General features: G+C 63.8%; 22 protein-coding genes and 1 pseudogene. 7 read left to right on the top strand and 16 right to left on the bottom strand.

All coding sequences use genetic code 11. From position 1 onward, the window contains the following. Nucleotides 1-171: 171 nt before the first annotated feature. Nucleotides 172-525, top strand: coding sequence for a hypothetical protein (locus AC0L2H_RS18840; RefSeq protein ID WP_097575914.1), 354 nt, complete (start codon nucleotides 172-174; stop codon nucleotides 523-525). Between the two features lie 58 nt (nucleotides 526-583). Here the strand turns inward: AC0L2H_RS18840 and AC0L2H_RS18835 are convergent, their stop codons facing one another. Further along, nucleotides 584-1,057 carry a VOC family protein gene (locus AC0L2H_RS18835; protein WP_473591621.1) on the bottom strand — a complete coding sequence of 158 codons (474 nt, stop codon included), beginning with the start codon at nucleotides 1,055-1,057 and terminating at the stop codon, nucleotides 584-586. A 384-nt stretch (nucleotides 1,058-1,441) separates the two neighbouring features. Here AC0L2H_RS18835 and AC0L2H_RS18830 point away from each other — a divergent pair, with 384 nt between their 5' ends. Both AC0L2H_RS18830 and AC0L2H_RS18825 read left to right on the top strand, forming a co-directional pair. After that, a complete protein-coding gene (locus AC0L2H_RS18830; RefSeq protein ID WP_473591610.1) occupies nucleotides 1,442-2,461 on the top strand; it encodes an LLM class flavin-dependent oxidoreductase in 1,020 nt (339 codons plus the stop codon). A gap of 62 nt (nucleotides 2,462-2,523) precedes the next feature. Beyond that, the gene (locus AC0L2H_RS18825) at nucleotides 2,524-2,673 is read left to right on the top strand and encodes a hypothetical protein (RefSeq protein ID WP_473591609.1); all 150 of its coding nucleotides are present in this window, start codon (nucleotides 2,524-2,526) and stop codon (nucleotides 2,671-2,673) included. 8 nt (nucleotides 2,674-2,681) lie between these two features. On the opposite strand, the gene AC0L2H_RS18820 is transcribed toward AC0L2H_RS18825, so the two are convergent. After that, nucleotides 2,682-3,575 (bottom strand): transcriptional regulator GcvA, encoded by an 894-nt coding sequence (locus tag AC0L2H_RS18820; RefSeq protein ID WP_473591608.1) that lies wholly within the window; start codon nucleotides 3,573-3,575, stop codon nucleotides 2,682-2,684. 138 nt (nucleotides 3,576-3,713) lie between these two features. Between AC0L2H_RS18820 and AC0L2H_RS18815 the strand changes: the two genes are divergently transcribed. From AC0L2H_RS18815 to AC0L2H_RS18805, 3 genes are all read left to right on the top strand, one after another. Then, nucleotides 3,714-4,199 carry a VOC family protein gene (locus AC0L2H_RS18815; RefSeq protein WP_473591607.1) on the top strand — a complete coding sequence of 162 codons (486 nt, stop codon included), beginning with the start codon at nucleotides 3,714-3,716 and terminating at the stop codon, nucleotides 4,197-4,199. A gap of 31 nt (nucleotides 4,200-4,230) precedes the next feature. Beyond that, nucleotides 4,231-4,962 (top strand): SDR family oxidoreductase, encoded by a 732-nt coding sequence (locus AC0L2H_RS18810; protein ID WP_473591606.1) that lies wholly within the window; start codon nucleotides 4,231-4,233, stop codon nucleotides 4,960-4,962. 295 nt (nucleotides 4,963-5,257) lie between these two features. Continuing rightward, entirely contained in the window at nucleotides 5,258-5,809 is a 552-nt protein-coding gene (locus AC0L2H_RS18805) for a cupin (RefSeq protein WP_473591605.1), read from the top strand. A 66-nt stretch (nucleotides 5,810-5,875) separates the two neighbouring features. Here AC0L2H_RS18805 and AC0L2H_RS18800 read toward each other — a convergent pair whose 3' ends face one another. Next, entirely contained in the window at nucleotides 5,876-7,024 is a 1,149-nt protein-coding gene (locus AC0L2H_RS18800) for an amidohydrolase (protein ID WP_473591604.1), read from the bottom strand. 26 nt (nucleotides 7,025-7,050) lie between these two features. Further along, nucleotides 7,051-7,314 (bottom strand): hypothetical protein, encoded by a 264-nt coding sequence (locus AC0L2H_RS18795; RefSeq protein ID WP_473591603.1) that lies wholly within the window; start codon nucleotides 7,312-7,314, stop codon nucleotides 7,051-7,053. 316 nt (nucleotides 7,315-7,630) lie between these two features. Here AC0L2H_RS18795 and AC0L2H_RS18790 point away from each other — a divergent pair, with 316 nt between their 5' ends. Then, complete coding sequence (locus tag AC0L2H_RS18790) at nucleotides 7,631-8,074, top strand: SRPBCC family protein (RefSeq protein ID WP_473591602.1); 444 nt, start codon at nucleotides 7,631-7,633, stop codon at nucleotides 8,072-8,074. 58 nt (nucleotides 8,075-8,132) lie between these two features. Here AC0L2H_RS18790 and AC0L2H_RS18785 read toward each other — a convergent pair whose 3' ends face one another. The 12 genes and pseudogenes from AC0L2H_RS18785 to AC0L2H_RS18730 form a co-directional block, all read right to left on the bottom strand. Beyond that, complete coding sequence (locus tag AC0L2H_RS18785; protein WP_473591601.1) at nucleotides 8,133-9,128, bottom strand: hypothetical protein; 996 nt, start codon at nucleotides 9,126-9,128, stop codon at nucleotides 8,133-8,135. A 140-nt stretch (nucleotides 9,129-9,268) separates the two neighbouring features. Then, on the bottom strand, nucleotides 9,269-9,919 hold the full coding sequence (locus tag AC0L2H_RS18780; protein ID WP_473591600.1) for a hypothetical protein: 651 nt from the start codon (nucleotides 9,917-9,919) through the stop codon (nucleotides 9,269-9,271). After that, nucleotides 9,906-11,405, bottom strand: coding sequence for a helicase HerA domain-containing protein (locus tag AC0L2H_RS18775; RefSeq protein ID WP_473591599.1), 1,500 nt, complete (start codon nucleotides 11,403-11,405; stop codon nucleotides 9,906-9,908). The genes AC0L2H_RS18780 and AC0L2H_RS18775 overlap by 14 nt, the downstream gene beginning before the upstream one ends. Nucleotides 11,406-11,545: 140 nt before the next feature. Then, nucleotides 11,546-12,187 (bottom strand): glutathione S-transferase family protein, encoded by a 642-nt coding sequence (locus tag AC0L2H_RS18770; protein WP_473591598.1) that lies wholly within the window; start codon nucleotides 12,185-12,187, stop codon nucleotides 11,546-11,548. Between the two features lie 119 nt (nucleotides 12,188-12,306). Next, complete coding sequence (arsK, locus tag AC0L2H_RS18765; protein ID WP_473591597.1) at nucleotides 12,307-13,566, bottom strand: arsenite efflux MFS transporter ArsK; 1,260 nt, start codon at nucleotides 13,564-13,566, stop codon at nucleotides 12,307-12,309. Further along, nucleotides 13,563-15,002, bottom strand: coding sequence for an NAD(P)-binding protein (locus tag AC0L2H_RS18760; RefSeq protein WP_473591596.1), 1,440 nt, complete (start codon nucleotides 15,000-15,002; stop codon nucleotides 13,563-13,565). The genes arsK and AC0L2H_RS18760 overlap by 4 nt, the downstream gene beginning before the upstream one ends. 47 nt (nucleotides 15,003-15,049) lie before the next feature. Beyond that, nucleotides 15,050-15,370 (bottom strand): ArsR/SmtB family transcription factor, encoded by a 321-nt coding sequence (locus AC0L2H_RS18755; protein WP_473591595.1) that lies wholly within the window; start codon nucleotides 15,368-15,370, stop codon nucleotides 15,050-15,052. 69 nt (nucleotides 15,371-15,439) lie between these two features. Then, nucleotides 15,440-15,862, bottom strand: a complete 423-nt coding sequence (arsC, locus tag AC0L2H_RS18750; RefSeq protein WP_473591594.1) for an arsenate reductase (glutaredoxin) — start codon at nucleotides 15,860-15,862, stop codon at nucleotides 15,440-15,442. Next, nucleotides 15,859-16,548: an aquaporin gene (locus AC0L2H_RS18745; protein ID WP_473591593.1), complete on the bottom strand. Its 690-nt coding sequence runs from the start codon at nucleotides 16,546-16,548 to the stop codon at nucleotides 15,859-15,861. The genes arsC and AC0L2H_RS18745 overlap by 4 nt, the downstream gene beginning before the upstream one ends. A gap of 4 nt (nucleotides 16,549-16,552) precedes the next feature. Continuing rightward, the gene (locus tag AC0L2H_RS18740) at nucleotides 16,553-17,059 is read right to left on the bottom strand and encodes an arsenate reductase ArsC (RefSeq protein ID WP_473591592.1); all 507 of its coding nucleotides are present in this window, start codon (nucleotides 17,057-17,059) and stop codon (nucleotides 16,553-16,555) included. Between the two features lie 13 nt (nucleotides 17,060-17,072). Next, entirely contained in the window at nucleotides 17,073-17,405 is a 333-nt protein-coding gene (locus AC0L2H_RS18735; protein ID WP_473591591.1) for an ArsR/SmtB family transcription factor, read from the bottom strand. 161 nt (nucleotides 17,406-17,566) lie between these two features. After that, nucleotides 17,567-17,680 (bottom strand): annotated as a pseudogene (locus tag AC0L2H_RS18730) (ABC transporter permease); the annotation flags it as partial.

Raw genomic sequence — 17,680 nt, 5'->3', positions numbered from 1 at the left:
GAGAGAGCTGCTACTCTCTCCCAGCGGTTCATTCTCGCCTCTCCGGCGAACAATGTCATAAGACAAGCGCGTCGCATGAGGCCGGTCGAGCGCGACGCGCTTTAGAAATCTCGCGAGCGACGGGCGAGGAATTCTGTATAACTCTCCAAAACGCTCAGGGAAGGCTTGGGGATGAGAATTGCGATAGTCGTCGCCTTGGCCGCGACATTGGCTGGATGCGTGTCCTCTCCGGTCGAGTACGAAGCGTCGCTTTCGCAGCAAGACCCGAAATGGCTGTCGCCGGAATGCCAGCAAGCCCGCATGGCGGCTTCGGATTACGCCGCACGCGAGAAAGAGCACCCGGGCTGGGGCTTCGGCGTCCTGCTTGGCCCGTATTCACTGGGGCTCGTGGCAGCCATCAAGGAGCATGAGCAGAAGCAGCGAAAGCTGTTCGCCCGCGAGGTCCATTTGCGGTGCTCAAACCTGCCACTGCCAAAGGCGCTGGAGGGCGCTCCCCAGGGTGCAAGTCAGACGAAATATCCATAGGCATCGTGCCTTCCTTCGCCGACGAGGGGAACGCCTGGCGCCAAGCCGACATGGCGCGTCAGCCGCGCCGCGCCGCGTCGATCGCGGCGACGTCGATCTTCTTCATCTCCATCATCGCATCGAAGGCGCGCCTGGCTTCGTCGCCGCCTGCCGCCATCGCCTCGGTCAGCGTGCGCGGCGTGATCTGCCAGGACACGCCCCATTTGTCCTTGCACCAGCCGCAGGCGCTCTCCTGGCCGCCATTGCCGACAATGGCATTCCAGTAGCGGTCGGTTTCCTGCTGGTCGTCGGTGGCGATCTGGAACGAGAAGGCCTCGCTCTGCTTGAACGCGGGACCGCCGTTCAGGCCGAGACAGGGAATGCCGGCAACGGTGAATTCGACCGTCAACACGTCGCCCTTCTTGCCCGACGGATAGTCGCTCGGGGCACGGTGGACGGCGCTCACCTTGCTGTCGGGAAAGGTCTCGGCATAGAAACGGGCCGCGGCCTCCGCGTCCTTGTCGTACCAGAGGCAAATCGTATTCTTCGGGATCGGCATTCGCATGTTCCTTTCCGTTGAAAGCCAGATTTTCGTCTCGTGTACCTTCTCCGAAATAGGTCGCCAGCCGCTTTTCTCCACCCTACGGGGAATCGCAGATGGATTCTTGCGAAGAGGACCCCACCCTAACCCTCCCCACAAGGGGGAGGGAATGCTGCCGCGCGCCCTTCACTTCCTTGCTGCCGAAAGGTAGGCAATTGGCCGAGGTCAGCGCCAACGGAAGTCCTCCTCCCCCTTGTGGGGAGGGGTTAGGGGTGGGGGTCCTCTTCGCAAAGAAGCCATTTGCCTTCCCGTGGCGGAAGCAGATCGCCAGGCATGGCGAACCGACAGTTTCATCACTAGATGACACGCACCTCTCACGCTGACGCGGACCCAATCATGAAGAAAATCGGCTTTCTGTCGTTCGGACACTGGACCCCCTCGAACCAGTCGCAGACGCGCTCCGCCTCCGATACGCTGCTGCAGTCCATCGAGCTCGCCGTCGCCGCCGAGGAACTTGGCGCCGACGGCGCTTATTTCCGCGTGCACCACTTCGCCCGCCAGCTCTCGTCACCGTTCCCGCTGCTGGCCGCGGTCGGCGCCAGGACCAGCCGCATCGAGATCGGCACCGCGGTGATCGACATGCGCTATGAGAACCCGCTCTATATGGCCGAGGATGCGGGTGCCGCCGATCTGATCGCCAGCGGGCGCCTCCAGCTCGGCATCAGCCGTGGCTCGCCCGAGCAGGTCATCGACGGCTGGCGCTACTTCGGCTACGCGCCGGCGGAGGGCGAAAGCGACGCCGACATGGCGCGCCGTCACACCAGCGTTTTCCTCGATATTCTCCAGGGCAAAGGCTTCGCCCAGCCGAACCCGCGGCCGATGTTCCCGAACCCGCCCGGCCTGCTGCGCCTCGAGCCTCACTCCGAAGGGCTTCGCGAGCGGATCTGGTGGGGCGCCGCCACCAACGCGACGGCGCAGTGGGCCGCGAAATTGGGAATGAACCTGCAGAGTTCCACCCTCAAATTCGACGAGAGCGGCAAGCCGTTCCACATCCAGCAGGCCGAGCAGATCCGCGCCTTCCGCGCCGCCTGGAAGGAGGCCGGACATCCGCGCGAGCCGCGCGTGTCGGTCAGCCGCAGCATCTTCGCTTTGGTCGACGATCGCGACCGCGCCTATTTCGGCAGCAGCGACAGCCAGGATCATTTCGGTTACATCGAGCCCGAAAAACTCGCCGTCTTCGGCCGCAGCTACGCCGCCGAGCCGGACGTTCTCATCGAGCAGTTGAAGGGCGACGAGGCCATTGCCGAGGCCGACACGCTGCTGCTCACGGTGCCGAACCAGCTCGGCGTCGATTACAACGCCCACGTCATCGAGGCGATCCTGGCCCACGTGGCCCCGGCATTGGGGTGGCGCTGACTGCTCGGGCCTGCAGGGAACCTGGGCGGCCCGCAAGGATTATACCGGCATAGGAGGTTGCCATGATCCGCAGGCTGGAGTCCGGCGAGTACCGGCTCCATTCCCGCAAGGTCGACCCCAGGACGCACAAGCGCAGAAATCTCGGCACGTTCAAATCGCGGGAAGCCGCGGAGAAGCACGAGCGCGAGGTTCAGTACTTCAAGCGACAATAGCCGTAGCGTCAGCCCCGGTTCGGTGTCATTTCCGAAAACAGCCAGTCTCGAAACGCCCTGACCTTGCGCTGGCGCAGCGCATCCGGCGGATAGACGACATAAAAGCTGGAGACGGACTTCAACGCATGCCCGAAGGGTCGGACAAGCCGGCCCGTGGCAAGGTCGGCTGAAACGAGCATGGTGCGGCCAAGCACCACCCCTTCGCCCTGCACGGCCGACTCGACCGCGAAAGTAGCGGAATCGAAGGTAAGCCCGCTCAGCGGATCGACGCCTTCGACCCCTGCGCTGGCGAGCCAGGCCGCCCAATCGATCGGATAGCCGTCGCGGATCAACGTGTGATGCCTGAGGTCCTCGGGCCTGCGCAGCGGATGCGCGCCTTCCAGCAGCCTTGGGCTGCACACCGGAAACACCTCCTCGTCGGTGAGGAATTCCGACGCCAGCCCCGGATAATGTCCGGCGCCGTAGCGAATGGCGATGTCGATGCCGTCGCCGAGGAAATTGGTCAGCCTGCCGGTCGTCGAAACCCGCACATCGATGTCTCCATGCGCGCGATGAAAGCGGTAGAGGCGCGGCACCAGCCATTTGCCCGCGAAGCCATCGGAGGTGCTGACATTCAAGGTCGAATTGGAATGGCGGGCCGTCGCTGACGCCGTGGCCACCGCCAGCTGGTCGAGCGCCTCGCGCACTGAACGCGCATAGGGCTCGCCGACGGCAGTCAGCCGAACCGAACGCGTCGCACGCTCGAACAGAAGCACGCCGAGCTGATCCTCCAGGTTCTTGATCGCCCGGCTGACGGCGCCATGCGTGACGTTGAGTTCGTCCGCCGCCCTGGAGAAATTCAAATGCCGGGCCGCGGCCTCGAAGGCCGGCAATGCGTTGAGCGGGGGAAGTTTGCGGGCCATGACGATCTGCCAGGGTCGTTCGATTTGTGACTGATTATCACAAATCATTGCCAAATAATGGTTTGTCTGTCGAGCGTTTGCTGCGCAAAAATGCGTGAGGATTTGTGATCAAACCTCACTTGTCGTCAGGAGGACAGCATGGCTACCATCCATCCATTTCTCTGGTTTCACGGCAATGCCGAGGAGGCCCGCGACTTCTATCTCTCGGTATTCAGGAACGGCCGGGCGCTCGAAGCGCTGACGTTCACCGATTTCGTCGGCGGAACCAACAAAACGGTGCCACACGCCATCTTCGACTTCGAACTCGAAGGGCTGCGCTTAACGGCGCTCAATGCCGGCCAGATGCCCGCCTTCAACGAAAGGCTGTCGCTCTATATCGGAACCAAGGACCAGGCCGAGACCGACTATTACTACCAGGTGCTCACCGCCGGCGGCGGGTCCGAGCAGCCTTGCGGCTGGCTGAAGGACAAATACGGCGTCTACTGGCAGGTCATTCCGGAGATCGCGGTACGGCTGATGACCGACCCCGACCGCGAGAAGGCGGACCGGGCCCGGCAGGCGATGTACAAGATGAAGAAGCTCATCATCGCCGACCTGGAAGCCGCCCACGCCGGCCGCTCGTAAATCAACCTGCGATCCGAAACAGGAGGAACCCATGGCATCGCTCAAGGGCAAGAAGATTGTTGTCGTCGGCGGCAGTTCCGGCATCGGCCTCGGCGTGGCGAGAGCGGCGCTCGAAAGCGGCGCGGAGGTGGTGATTGTCGGCCGCTCGTCTCAGAAGCTGCAGGCAGCGGAACGAACGCTCGCTGCCGGCGATCGGATGAAGAGCGTTGCCGCCGACATGACGAAGGAGGCTGAAATCGCTGACATGTTCGACGAAATCGGTGCGTTCGATCACCTCATGTCGACTGCCGGAACGCCGCCGCCGAACTTCGCGATCGGGTCAACCGACATGGATTTCGTGCGCGGCTTCGTCGACAACAAGCTGATCGGCGCTGTCATGCTGGCCAAACACGCCGTGCGCACCTTGCGGACCGGAGGCTCCATGACCTTCACGTCGGGGATCAACAAGGATCGGCCGCCGGTGCCCGGAGGCTCGGTCGTCTCGGCCATTGCCGGCTCGTTCAGCTATTTCGCCCGTGCGCTGGCGCTGGAACTGGCGCCGATGCGGATCAACATCGTGTCGCCCGGCTGGGTCGACACGCCGATGTGGGACGAGATTGTCGGAGAGGCCAAATCCGGCTTCTTCGCCGACATGGCCGCCCGCCTGCCGGCGGGAAAGGTCGCGATGCCAGCGGACATCGCGCCCGCCTATCTCTATCTCATGGAAAGCGAATTCACGACGGGCGAGACGATCCACATCGATGGCGGACAAAGCCTGATCTAGGGCGGCGAGGCAGCGCTAAAGCGATGGACTGCACGCATTGACCTCCTCGGGAAATACGCGGCCTGTCCTGCAAGCGAGACGCTTGAGCAAAATCCATATGAGCTGCCCCACGCTTGATGCTCCGGGATCGCTTGCCGACCGACCACGAGGTCGCTCGGAACCAAGGACGTTCCGGCAGGTTTAAGATCGGTCTGCTATCGGACTGAAGATCGGAGGCGGCTGGCTCGGATGGGTTTTCAAAAGGGCTTGCTGACTTCGAGCGCTGTGGGCGCCATGAAAAAAGCGGAGCTCGGCGGTGCCAAAGGAGGCAACAGAAGTGGCGCAGATCGTCAATCAGCGAAAGCCGCTCACCTTCCGCTTCACGGATGACGGCCTGGTGCCCAATCATCCACGCTGGCCAATGATCGCCTATCCCGGGGCCGTGAGGCTGCCGGGCGATGTCGACCCAGCTTCCGTCTTCGAGGCTCTTTTCAAGTCGAATGGCTGGGGCAGCAGCTGGCGCAACGGCATCTTCAATTACGTCCACTACCATTCGCGCATCCATGAGGTGCTGGGCATTGCGCGCGGCACGGCCGAAATGCGGTTCGGCGGCGACAAGGGTGAGGTGCTGTCGGTCAAGGCCGGCGACGTGGCGATCCTGCCAGCCGGCACCGGGCACCAGCGTCTGTCCTCGTCTAGCGATCTTCTCGTCGTCGGCGCCTATCCGCCCTTCGGCAGGTACGATCTGTGCACCAGCGCCGAACAGCATGAGGAAGCGCTTCGGACGATCCCGAAGGTTGGCCGCCCGACGAAGGATCCGGTCTATGGCAGCGAAGGTCCGTTGCTCACCGCTTGGAGTGAAGACTGAACGGCTGGCGGCCCGCTCGGAACCCACGTCCCGAGAATCACCAGGACGGCGTCAGCATTCAGCCAATCATCCCAGAAGGTTGCGCGCCGTGCGCATGAATATCCTCGATCCGATCGGGATCAGATCGTCGGGAAAGTCATAGTCAGGATTGTGCAGCGCAGGGTACCGCTCGCCGGCGCCGAGAAAAAACATGGCGGACGCTGCGCTGTGACCGAAGACACCAAAATCCTCCGAAGCGCGCATCGGCAGGCTGTCCTCCGTGCGCGGCACGCCTTCTTCGTCGAGCGCACGGTTGAGATGCTCCACCGCATCGGGTGCGTTGACGCTGGCAACGAATATCTCGTGATAGTCGCAGCGGTCGGAAAGATGGTGCTCGCCGGCGATCTTGGCGGCCAGCGCTTCCGCCGCGGCGACAAGCTCCGCCATACGGTCGTCGCGCCGGGTACGCAGTGTCGCCCAAACCTGCGCCTGGCCGGGCGCAATGCCGAACACGGCCTCGCCCATCAGCGCATGGGTGACGGTCACCATGCTGAAATCGTCGTCGGCGAAGGTGCCGCGCCCGAGCGCGGGCAGCGCCGGCATCAGCCGGCTGACCGCCATCATCGGCGACACACCGGTTTCGGGCATGGACGAATGCGCGGTCTTGCCCTCCAGCACGATGCGCATGCCGCGTGAGGCACAGTTGACCACGCCGGGTTTGACCCGCACCTCGCCGAACGGCACGCCGGGCAGATTGTGCAGCGAGAAGGCGAAATCCGGCGCGATCTCGCCGAAGCGCGGATCGGCGACGACGCCGGCCGCGCCATTGCCGGTTTCTTCCGCCGGCTGGAACATCAGCACGACGCGGCCGCGGGCGGGCCTTTCGCGCCCAAGCTGCCGGCCCAGTGCCGCAAGGATCGCGGTATGGCCGTCATGGCCGCACATATGCGACTTTCCCGGCACCAGCGATGAATGCGGCACGCCTGAAAGTTCATGAATCGGCAAGGCATCGAGTTCCGAGCGGAACAGCACCGTCGGCCCCGCCTGACCGCTGTCATACACCGCCGCCACGCCATGCCCTCCCAGTCCGGTCAGCACCTTGTCCGGCCTCGTATCGGCGAGGAAGTCGACGACTTCGCTCGCGGTCTTCTCCTCCTCATTGGAGATTTCCGGCTGCTGGTGCAGCTTGCGCCGCCATGCCGTAAGCTCGACAATATCTCGATTGGTCAGGGTCATGGGTTTGGGCTCCGTCGGGCTGCGGCTCACACAAACACGATAGGATTCTTCTCGCACCGTGCCATGCCGATCAATTTCGCTAGTCCATCGGCGAATTCCCGAACCCATGCGTCGGAGCTGGATTCGATGAGCGTCAATTCGCGCTCGAGCTCGCCGAAGCTCGGCTCGTCGATCACGTCTCCGACGTGGCTGCCGGAATAGAGGACAATCCGTTCCAAGGCCGATCCTTCGCCGAGATGGCCGGCGATCATCTCCCCAAGCGCGGGCGACGTGGAGAATGTTTCCGACACGCCAGTCGCACGCCACGACGTCGTCCCAGGTGAGATTCAAGCCCTCGGGATGGATCACCTCGCATTCGCCGTTTGTCGGTTCCCGCTGAAAGCGATAGCCGGGGAATTCCCGCTCGATGGTCGAAGCGCTTTTGAAAACTGCCAGGTCGAGACCCATTCTAATCCTCCAGCTAGCCCAAGCCAAAGCAGGCACGCAGCATTACTCTGGTCGCCCGCCAGCCGCATGGCTCTCAAAAAAATCTGAGGGCATGTGTCGGGCTGGCCAAGGTTTGTTCGTCCTTGGGGCATCGATACACAATCAGAAAGGACATACGATATGCCAAGCACTGTACGTTTGCACCGCGTTCTGGCGACCAGCCCGGAGAAGGTCTACCGCGCGTTCCTCGAAGGCGACGCGCTGGCAAAGTGGCTTCCGCCGAACGGCTTCACCTGCACGGTTCATCACCTCGACGCGAAAGTCGGCGGCACCTTCAAAATGTCCTTCCGCAACTTCACGACGGGCGACAGCCACGCCTTCGGCGGCGAGTATGTCGAGCTCGTTCCCAGCGAGCGCCTGCGCTACACCGACAAGTTCGACGATCCCAACCTGCCCGGCGAAATGCAGGTGACCGTGACCTTGAAGAAAGTGTCGGTCGGCACGGAACTCGATATCACGCAGGCAGGCATTCCGGACGTCATTCCGGCCGAGGCTTGCTATCTCGGCTGGCAGGAGTCGCTCAGGAACCTAGCAAGGCTCGTCGAACCCGAGATCAACCAGTAGAACTGTGGGGCCACGGCCGCATCGCGCATGCCGGGCGCGGCCGTGCGCGCGACAAAGCTCACGGCTCCGTGCAGATCGGCACGGGCCGTGGCGGCGCCGCCGGGTGATCCTTCTTGTACCGGGCGATGATCGGCTCGAGGGTCTTTCCCGGCCAGAATTTCGGAGCGCCGATCTCCTTCAGGCAGGATGCATTCCAATAAGGCCCAGTGCCCGACGGCGAACCACCGCTCGCCACGGTCTTCGCAACGGCGGCGATGTCGCGTGATTCAGGATAGATGTAGAGTGTCGTCGGGCTGTCCTTCACCATCGGAATGATCTGCTCCGCGTCCGCCGGCGACCAGCTCGTGCAGCCATTGCTGCGGCCGGCGGCGTAATTCACCAGCCTGCCGGCCGGGACGAAACCGTCATGGTTGGCGTAGGGGCTGTTCGGATTTTTCCGCAGGCACATCCCCCTCAATACCTCGGCCACGTGCCCGCCGATTGCCCGCTGCCTGGCATTCGCGGTCTCGCCCTCGCCGTCAAACTGCACGAACGCGCGCAGAAACACCGCGTCCCGTTTCGCTCCTGTGCGGTAGTAGCCTTTGAACGACGTCTTCGTCTCGCCGGTCACATAGGCTCCGCCGGCCGTCAGTTCCGAATCCATCGCATTGCCGAAGTTCTTCGCGCAGCGTCTGCCATTGGCGAAATCGACGACGCCTTTCAAATTGCGGCCGCCGCCGTGACCCGCCGAGACCGCCCGGAACGACCGGCTGGCCTCGCAAATGACGTAATAGCGGCGCCCGAGCACGCCATTGCCGAGATCGCCGGGGCGTGTCGCGTCCATGGCGAAATAGCAGGGGTTCTTGACAGCGCCTTCGCCGACCTTTTTCAGGTAGAGCGCACGTGCCCTCTCCAGCACCACTTGCGCGATCTGGCCTTCGCCTTCGCCGACATGCGCCTTTAGCCAGGCCGGAACATCGGATCCTTGCAAGGCGGCAAAGGATTGGGCCGACACCGTCAACACGATGACGGCGACGAAAAGGCTGAGGATGAGAGGAACAGATCTTACCCGCACCGGGTCAATTCTCCTGCCAAAGCCGTTTTGCGATTCCCTTGCGGGTGCTGCCACCCGCGAATCGAATCATAAATGGCCTCGCGCCATCAGGCGAAACACATCTTGTTTAGCACCATCAGGAAAACATTTGGCGGGCGGACTTAGCGATCGGGAAGCGCAGCCCAAAGCTTCTTCGCGAATCCCCGTTCGTCGAGCTCCCACGGGTCGCCTGTGATCTCGGCTTTGCCATTGCGGCACTGATAGGAATAGACAGCATCATGACCCGTCGCCACTGCCGGAACGCCTTCCGCGTCCGGATTCTGCCGGCAGAACTCATCCGCGCCCGGATTGTCACGCGCCGCGTTCATCTTGGCGCAGGGCAGGTTGGCGCCGACGAAGCAGACCATGACTTTGCCGTCCATGCAGCGATATTGGGCCTGTGTCTGCAGTTCGTCCGGCGCGCTTTGAGCGTCCGGAAACAGCGCCTTGAACGCCTGGACCGTCTCGTCATGAAGCGCGGGTGAATAGTCCCGAATCGTGTCGTCGTTGCGCACCTGGCGGCACAATTGGTGCATGTCGGGAGCGGCCTCCGCTTTCGTTTCGCCGATGGCGGCAAGGCCGAGCAGCGCTCCAACCAGCCATGCCGCAACAGAAAGGCTGATGTTCAAAAAACGGGACATTTTCATCGCAAACCTCCTTCGAAAAATGCGCATGAAGCTGCTCCCGGCCTGGCGCCGCAAAAAACAGACCGACTGCCCGGTTCTGTCAAGTGACGGGATAGAGTGCTCGCCACCACCCTCACACAACCGCACTCCCCTGCTCCGCCGCCTCCGCATTAGGATCCCCCGGCGCGGTCGCCCAGGCGAGTTCCACCAGCGTCACCGTCCGTCGCCCGGTCCCGTCGAGCTGGCAGACGATCAGGCCCTGCTCCTCGATATAGGTCAAAAGACGCCGGGCGCGGCGCAGCGAGTGCGAGCCATAGGCGCGGGCGATCGCCGCGTCGCTCGGGCAAGGCCAGCCCTCCTTCGCCGCGCGCGCGATCATCATGAACACGCCTTGCATATCCTCGGGCAATAGCGAGGCGCGCACCGAGACATCCTGCCAGGCGTCATCCCCCGCCATGTCGGAGCCGAGGCCGGCCCGCGCCCGCGTCAGCATGCGGCGGAACTCCGGCAGGTCCGGCACGGCCGAGGCGAGGCCCTCGATCCGGCAGCGGACCACGAACTCCTGGTAGAGCACGCCGATGACACGGAACCCCGCATCGGGCTGCGCCAGTATGGCGCGCAGGACGCGGTCGACCCGTTCACGCCGCTCCGCCAGATCCTCGGCGCTGACCGGCGCCTCCACCGGTTCGGGGCGGATCTCCAGCGCCGCCGACTTCGCCGCCATCAGTTGGTCGAGCAGGTCCGGCGACGACCGGCGCTGCGGCCGCACGGTTTCGGGCGGCGGGGCGGCCAGGATGATCGCGCGGGCATCCTCAAGTGCCGATTCCGGCAGTGGCATCAGGCGCGGGGTGCCATTGCGCGGACTTGTGTCCGTCGGGCCGATGCGCACGCCGAGCGGACGGCGCGACAGCGCCGGGCCGAGCGCCATGAAGTGCCCGCGCTCCAGGTCGCGAAAGGCCTCCGCCTGCCGCCGCTCCATGCCGAGAAGATCGGCCGCACGCGCCATGTCGATATCGAGAAAGGTTCGGCCCATGAGGAAATTGGAAGCCTCGGCCGCAACGTTCTTGGCGAGTTTGGCCAGCCGCTGGGTGGCGATGATCCCGGCAAGCCCGCGCTTGCGGCCACGGCACATCAAATTGGTCATGGCGCCGAGCGAGAGTTTGCGCGCCTCGTCTGAAACCTCGCCCGCGACCGCCGGCGCGAACAGTTGCGCCTCGTCCACCACCACCAGCATCGGATACCAGTGGTCGCGGGCGACCTCGAACAGCCCGCCAAGGAAGGCGGCGGCGCGCCGCATCTGGTTCTCGGCGTCGAGTCCTTCGAGATTGAGCACCGTCGAGACGCGATGGATGCGCGCCCGCTCGCCGGCGCTTTGCAGGCCGCGCTCGGTATGCTCCTCGGCATCGATCACCAGATGGCCGAAACGCTCGCCCAGCGACACGAAATCGCCTTCGGGATCGATGATCGTCTGCTGCACCCAGGGCGCGCTCTGCTCCAGCAGCCGGCGCAAAAGATGCGATTTGCCGGAACCCGAATTGCCCTGCACCAAAAGGCGGGTCGCCAGCAATTCCTCAAGATCCAGCGCCGCCGGCGCGCCCGCGGTCGTTTGCCCCATCTCGATCGCAACGGTCATGTCTCGACTCTCCTTGGCGAGACAGGGCTTATCAACCGGATCGAAGCCCGTCGAGCGCGCCATGGCCGGGCGGCCGGTGTTCCACACCTATGCGGCGAAACCGCCACACTTCGGCCCATCCCGGTCTCTTGGAAAGACGCCTATGCGGGCCTGACCGGCGGTAATTCAGGCGCATCCAGTCCCTTGAACGGATCGCGCCAGGCGTCGATCTCTTCAAGCTGACGGCACCAGCTAAAGACCGAAGGATAATCGTCGAGCGGCAATCCGGCGACATCGTTGAAGGGCAAAAACGTCGCCATTCGAAAGTCGGCATAGGAAACCGAAGTCCCGACCAGCCATTGCCGCTTGAAGAGCTCGGCCTCGAGTATCGCAGCCGCAATGCGGAACTGCCCCAGCCCCTCCTCGATCTTTTTCTGGTCGATCGGGCCTAGCCCGTAGCGCTGCTTGGTGCCGCGTTCGAAATGCACCGTGTCGCAAGCTCTCACAAAGTTCTCCTTGCCCCAACTCAGCCACCGGATCATCTCGGGTTCGTCGTCGCCGCTGCGCCAGAAATCCGAACGCGCGTCGCGCGACAGCCGGCAAGCTATGGCGTCGGCCTCCCAGAGGCTGTTTCCCGAGCCTGCCAGTATCGGCAATGAAAGATTGGGATTGAGCCGCCGATATCGCTCAACCTCTCCCGGCGCCATGGGTGAAGCGAATTCAAACTCGACATCCGCCTTGAGATGCCGCGCCACCGCGACGGCGAGGCGGGGATTTGGATTGCGGCTGAAAAACAGTTTCATTTCCGGGCCGTCCTAGATGTATCGGCTAGACCCTATCACACTCAGGACCGCGCCCTCTCCGCTTTCGACTTGGGCGACGTTCGCGATGCCGCCTTTGCCGATTGCGCCTGGGCGGGAGATCACGGCAAATGAAGCGCTGCGTCATGCCCGACGCAGACCTTCGGTTCGATGTCATGAACAAGAGACCGGCGCTTGATCAGCGCGATCGCCGAGAAAGCCAGTATACCGAACATGCCGATGCCTGCGGTCAGCCAGAGCGAGGCATGGATGCCCATGCCCGCCATGGCCATGGCGAGGGCAAAAGGCGCAAGCGCCGAGGAAAACTGACGCGCGGCGGTCACCCAGCCAAGCCGGGCGCCATAGCGCTCCCGCCCGAACAGCTCCAGCGGCAGCGTTCCGCCGACGATGCTGGCGAGGCCAGAGCCCAATCCAAACAGGATGACGAAGGCGATGGCGCCAGCCACCGATGGTGTCGTCGCCAGCAGGACGACAAGGCCAAGCGGCAGCAATGTCGCGCCGATGACCGCGAGCCAGCGCTGCGCCAGCCGACCACCGAACAGCATGTTGATCAGCCGGCTTGCCACTTGGGACGGGCCAAAAAGCGTGGTCACCACGAGCGCCGCCGAGCCAAGCCCGAGTGCTGTCGTCAGCGGGACCATATGCACCAGGATCGAGGACAGCACGAAGCCTTCGAGGGCGAAACCGCCAAGCATGAGCAGGAACACTCTGCTGCGGTCGCGCGGAGCGAAGGCAGCCGCACCGCCTGTCGGCCAATTGGCCGCAGCGGCGCGCGAGGCTCTTTCTGGCCGATGCGAAAGCCGCGCTAGCCAGGCATGGATGGGCAGGCAGATGGCGGCATTCATCACGGCAAAGACCAGGTAGACCTCGCGCCAGCTGAGATATTGGTGCAACGTGGCCGTCAGCGGCCAGAACAGGGTCGAGGCAAAACCGGCGATCAGCGTCAGATGGGTGATGCTGCGCTGTGCGTTGGCTCCACCGATCTGCACGATCGCGACGAAAGCCGCACTGTAGAGCACAAAGGCGGACGCCAGTTCCATGGCCATCAGCGCCAGCACGAAGGTCACCCGTCCGGGTGCTGCCGCGCAGGCAACAAGCGATACCGCCGCGGCAACCGAGCCGAAGGTCATGATGCGGCCGGCGCCGAAGCGATCGGCCCAACGCCCGGCAGTCGGAGCAAAAAGCCCACCCGCCAACAGCGAGGCCGAGAGAGCGCCGAAAACCCATTGCTCCGGCCAGGCGAACTCAAGTGCGATGGATGGCACCAGGATGCTGAAACTGTAATAGAGCGTGCCGTAGCCGATGATCTGCGTCAGCCCCAACGCCCAGAGCGCCGCAGCCGGGATCTTCCGGTCGCTCATCGAGCGGCGTCCGCAATCTCGAGATCGTCGCTGCGTGCGCCAGCGATCGGCTGCGCGACGCCGCAGCCACATCCTGCCTTGCCGCCCGCCTTTGCCTCGGCGTCCGCGGCGCAGCAGACATCGGCCGCCGCCGGCGCCGGCCCGCCGCAGCAACCTTGCGATGAAGTGTCTGAAACAGCTACCGGCACCACGCAAACGCCGGTCTCGGGCAACGCCAGGTGCACGGCATCGGCCGCCGCCATGTCGCCGGCGATCGCCGCTGCGACCGAGCGGACCTGCTCGTAGCCCGTCAGCAGCAGGAAGGTCGGCGCCCGGCCATAGCTCTTGATCCCGACCGTATAGAAATCCTGTTCCGGATGGCTGAGCTCACGGTGCCCATGCGCAGGCACGTCGCCGCAGGAATGCTCGTTGGGGTCGATGAGCGGGCCGAGCGCCTTGACGCTTTCGAGCCACGGATCGAGATCCAGCCGAAGCTCCCGGGTCAAGGCGAGGTCGGGACGCTGGCCCGTCGCGGCGATGATCCGGTCGACGGGACCGAGCGTGCGCGATCCGTCCTTGGTCTGCCCCTCGACCATCAGGCGGCCGTCGGCCTCACGGATGGCAATTGTGGCAAAGCCTGTCACCAGCCGGACGCGGCCGCTCTCGACGAGATCGCGTGTATCGGAACCAAGCTCGCCCCGCGCCGGCAAGGCATCGGCATCGCCGCCGCCATAGATGCGCACAAGATCGGTGCCGCGCGTCACCCAGAGTGCCGAGGTGCCCGGTTCGGCTTGCGCCAGCCTGGCCAGCTCCAGCAACGCATTGGCGGCGGAATGGCCGGAGCCGGCCACCAATGTCATGCGGCCCGCGTAGAGGTGACGGTCCCGGCCGAGGACATCCGGTATGCCATAGGCGATCCGGTCGCCGAACTCGACCTCGCCTTCGGCCGCAATACCGCCGGCGCCGAGCGGGTTCGGCGTCCGCCATGTGCCGGAGGCATCGATGACCGCGCGAGCCATGTCGCGTCGCTGGCCATCTGCTGTCTCGACCACAAGCATGAAGGGTTTTTGTTCGCGCCCCTTGCTCAAAACCTTGTCGGCGCCCCAGCGGGAAACGGCGGCGACACGGGCATTGGTCTCGATCGACGGCGCCAGTTCGGCAAGCCGGGCGAGCGGAGCGAGATAGTGTTCGACGATCTCGTTGGCCGTGGGGAATGCCTCCGGCTCCGGCATCTGCCAGCCATGGCTTTCGAGAAGTTTTCGGGCGACCGCGTCGACGCAATAGCGCCACGGCGTGAAAACCCGCACATGGCCCCAATCCAAAAGGTTCGACCCGACCGCTGATCCGGCCTCATAGACCTTGACCGGGAGACCGCGGCTGATGAGTTGGGCGGCCGCGGCCAGGCCAACCGGTCCGCCGCCGATGATGGCGACCGGGAGATTGCTGTCGGGAACCATGGCATACCTTCCATCTTTCTAGGATCATGGAAATATCTGACAAAAAATTATGCGGCCGCCTCGCTGGAGGCCGGGCCGCATGCGGCGTCGACGCAGCATTCATCGGCGAGAAAACCGAGCAGCTCGTCCATGACAGGATAATTGGCGCGGCAGATCAGCGTCGTTGCCTGACGTTCCTGGGTGACCAGGCCGGTCAGGATGAGCCGGTGGAGATGATGCGACAGGGTTGACGCGGCGATGCCGAGCGTCTCTTGCAGATATCCGACCGGTCGCCCGGCCTCGCCTGCCCTGACCAGCGCGCGATAGAGGTTGAGCCGCGTCGGATTGCCGAGCGCCTCAAGCTGTTTTGCTGCTTGTTCGAGTTTCATGGAAGTAAGCTAGCGCCTGCCGGTGCGCGTCGTCAAGCGCTATTTCCATGATTCTCGAAATATTAGAATTCAGATGATGCGCCGCCCCGACGCATCGATCACCACTTCGCCGTCCTCCTTGGTGAACGGCCCGATATCCGCATTGGGCAGGATGTCGAGAACCGCTTCCGAAGGCCTCGCCAGAATGGTGCCGAGCGGCGTCACCACGATCGGCCGGTTGATCAGGATCGGATGCGCCAGCATGAAGTCGACGATCTCGTCGTCGCTCCACTTCGGGTCGCCGAGATTAAGTTCGGCGAAGGGCGTGCCCTTCTCGCGCAGCAATTCGCGCGGCGTCATCCCCATCGCCGCGATGAGCTCGACCAGCCGCTCGCGCGATGGCGGGTTTTTCAGATACTCGATCACCTCCGGCTCTTCGCCGGACTGCCGGATGATGGCCAGCGTGTTGCGCGAGGTGCCGCAGCCGGGGTTGTGATAGATGGTGATTGTCATTGCTCGGCCTTCATCTGTCTGAACGGTTTGGAGTCCGCGAGCAGCCATCCGGCCAAAATCATCGCAAGCAGCGCGCCGAAGAATTCGGCGAGGATGAACCCCGGCAGGTCGATGGGACGGATGCCCGCGAAAGTGTTGGAAAAGGCCCGCGCAATGGCGACGGCCGGATTGGCGAACGACGTCGATGCCGTGAACCAGTAGGCCGCGGTGATGTAGAGCCCGACCAGCCAGGGGATTGCATCCGAGCGGAAGCGAAGACCCGCAAGGATGGTGAAGACCAGGCCGAAGGTCGCCACCGCTTCCGCAAGCCATTGTCCGCTTCCCGTTCTGGCCGTCTCCGATATTTGCAGGATCGGCTGCTCGAACATGGCGTGCGCCAGAAACGTCCCGGCAAGGCCGCCCGCGACTTGCGCCAGGAGATAGGCCAGTGCGGCGTTCGCCCCTATCTCCCGCCTGAGCGCAAAGACCAGCGTCACCGCCGGATTGAAATGCGCGCCCGAGATCGGGCCGAGTATGGTGATCAGCACCACAAGGATCGCTCCTGTCGGCAAGGTGTTGCCGAGCAGGGAGACGGCGACGTCATCGCTCAATCGGTCCGCCATGATGCCGGAACCGACCACCGTGGCGACGAGCATCGCCGTGCCGAGCGCTTCCGCGACGATGCGGCGGGAAAGATCAACCGCCATGATCTCAACCGGCCTTCGGCAGATTGCGGCCGATTTCGTCCAGCCGTTTCTGCAGGGCGAGCTTGTCGATCATGTTCATCGGCAGGCTGACAAAGATCGAGATCCGGTTGTTGAGCATGCGATAGGCTTCGGCGAAGGCCAGATGCTTTTCCGCGTCCGTGCCTTCGACGGCGGCCGGGTCGGGCACGCCCCAATGCGCCGTCATCGGCTGGCCCGGCCAGATAGGGCAGGATTCATTGGCCGCGTTGTCGCAGACGGTGAAAACGAAGTTCATCTCCGGCGCGCCGGCAACCGCGAATTCCTGCCAGTCTTTCGAACGGGCGAAGGACGTGTCGTGATTGAGGGTTTTCAAAAGCTGAAGCGCGAACGGATGGACCTCTCCTTTCGGGTGCGAGCCCGCCGAAAATGCCTTGAACTTGCCGGCTCCGACACGATTGAGGATCGCTTCGGCAAGGATCGACCGTCCCGAATTGCCGGTGCAGAGAAAAAGAACATTATATGGCTCGCTCATCACACATCCTCCTTCAACATTCGCAGGTGACAGCTTGAATGACGGGCCGGCACAGCTCCGGCGCGCCGTTGCAGCAATCCTCCATCAGATAGGCAAGCAGATCGCGAAAGCCGGTCATGTCGGCGACGTAGCGGATCGTCCGGCCCTGGCGCTCGGCGCGGACGAGGCCGGCATGGTCCAGCACCTTCAGATGCGCCGACATCGTATTCTGTACCGCATCGAGCCGCGAAGCGACCTCGCCGGCCGGCATGCCGTCCGCGCCCGCCCGGACCAGCAAGCGAAAGACTTCCAGCCTGGTGTCCTGACCAAGTGCTGCAAATGCGAGGAGAGCCTCTTTCTTGTCCATGTATCTATACATCCAGAGTTAAGGATATTTAACGCCAACATATGACAACTGTGTGACGGCAGGCAAGCGGCTCTCGCCAGCCTTGTAGAGCAGGCGTTCAAGGCGCGCCGCGTCAGCGCAGGATTTCGCGGAGGAAAATGCCGTGGGGGCGGGGGGCCCCCCGCCCCCCGCCCCACCCCCCGCGCGGTGCGGGCGCCGTTAAACAACTCGCCCCCCCCGCCGCGACCGAGCCGGTCGGTGCCGAGCGGCAGCGACCAGTCCTGGAAAGGCGGCAG

The organism is Mesorhizobium sp. WSM4871 (genome assembly GCF_055811295.1).
Note: the sequence above shows the minus strand (reverse complement) of the source record. Positions and strands in the feature narration are given on the sequence as shown.

What these genes read in the sequence shown, in the direction of transcription:
- arsK (WP_473591597.1), bottom strand. Translation starts at nt 13,566, where the DNA reads ATGAGCGACCGGAAGATCCCGGCTGCGGCGCTCTGGGCGTTGGGGCTG.
- AC0L2H_RS18825 (WP_473591609.1), top strand. Translation starts at nt 2,524, where the DNA reads ATGATCCGCAGGCTGGAGTCCGGCGAGTACCGGCTCCATTCCCGCAAG.
- AC0L2H_RS18840 (WP_097575914.1), top strand. Translation starts at nt 172, where the DNA reads ATGAGAATTGCGATAGTCGTCGCCTTGGCCGCGACATTGGCTGGATGC.
- AC0L2H_RS18755 (WP_473591595.1), bottom strand. Translation starts at nt 15,370, where the DNA reads ATGAAACTCGAACAAGCAGCAAAACAGCTTGAGGCGCTCGGCAATCCG.
- AC0L2H_RS18820 (WP_473591608.1), bottom strand. Translation starts at nt 3,575, where the DNA reads ATGGCCCGCAAACTTCCCCCGCTCAACGCATTGCCGGCCTTCGAGGCC.
- AC0L2H_RS18790 (WP_473591602.1), top strand. Translation starts at nt 7,631, where the DNA reads ATGCCAAGCACTGTACGTTTGCACCGCGTTCTGGCGACCAGCCCGGAG.
- AC0L2H_RS18770 (WP_473591598.1), bottom strand. Translation starts at nt 12,187, where the DNA reads ATGAAACTGTTTTTCAGCCGCAATCCAAATCCCCGCCTCGCCGTCGCG.
- AC0L2H_RS18760 (WP_473591596.1), bottom strand. Translation starts at nt 15,002, where the DNA reads ATGGTTCCCGACAGCAATCTCCCGGTCGCCATCATCGGCGGCGGACCG.
- AC0L2H_RS18810 (WP_473591606.1), top strand. Translation starts at nt 4,231, where the DNA reads ATGGCATCGCTCAAGGGCAAGAAGATTGTTGTCGTCGGCGGCAGTTCC.
- AC0L2H_RS18740 (WP_473591592.1), bottom strand. Translation starts at nt 17,059, where the DNA reads ATGAGCGAGCCATATAATGTTCTTTTTCTCTGCACCGGCAATTCGGGA.
- AC0L2H_RS18745 (WP_473591593.1), bottom strand. Translation starts at nt 16,548, where the DNA reads ATGGCGGTTGATCTTTCCCGCCGCATCGTCGCGGAAGCGCTCGGCACG.
- AC0L2H_RS18815 (WP_473591607.1), top strand. Translation starts at nt 3,714, where the DNA reads ATGGCTACCATCCATCCATTTCTCTGGTTTCACGGCAATGCCGAGGAG.
- AC0L2H_RS18735 (WP_473591591.1), bottom strand. Translation starts at nt 17,405, where the DNA reads ATGGACAAGAAAGAGGCTCTCCTCGCATTTGCAGCACTTGGTCAGGAC.
- AC0L2H_RS18830 (WP_473591610.1), top strand. Translation starts at nt 1,442, where the DNA reads ATGAAGAAAATCGGCTTTCTGTCGTTCGGACACTGGACCCCCTCGAAC.
- AC0L2H_RS18800 (WP_473591604.1), bottom strand. Translation starts at nt 7,024, where the DNA reads ATGACCCTGACCAATCGAGATATTGTCGAGCTTACGGCATGGCGGCGC.
- arsC (WP_473591594.1), bottom strand. Translation starts at nt 15,862, where the DNA reads ATGACAATCACCATCTATCACAACCCCGGCTGCGGCACCTCGCGCAAC.
- AC0L2H_RS18775 (WP_473591599.1), bottom strand. Translation starts at nt 11,405, where the DNA reads ATGACCGTTGCGATCGAGATGGGGCAAACGACCGCGGGCGCGCCGGCG.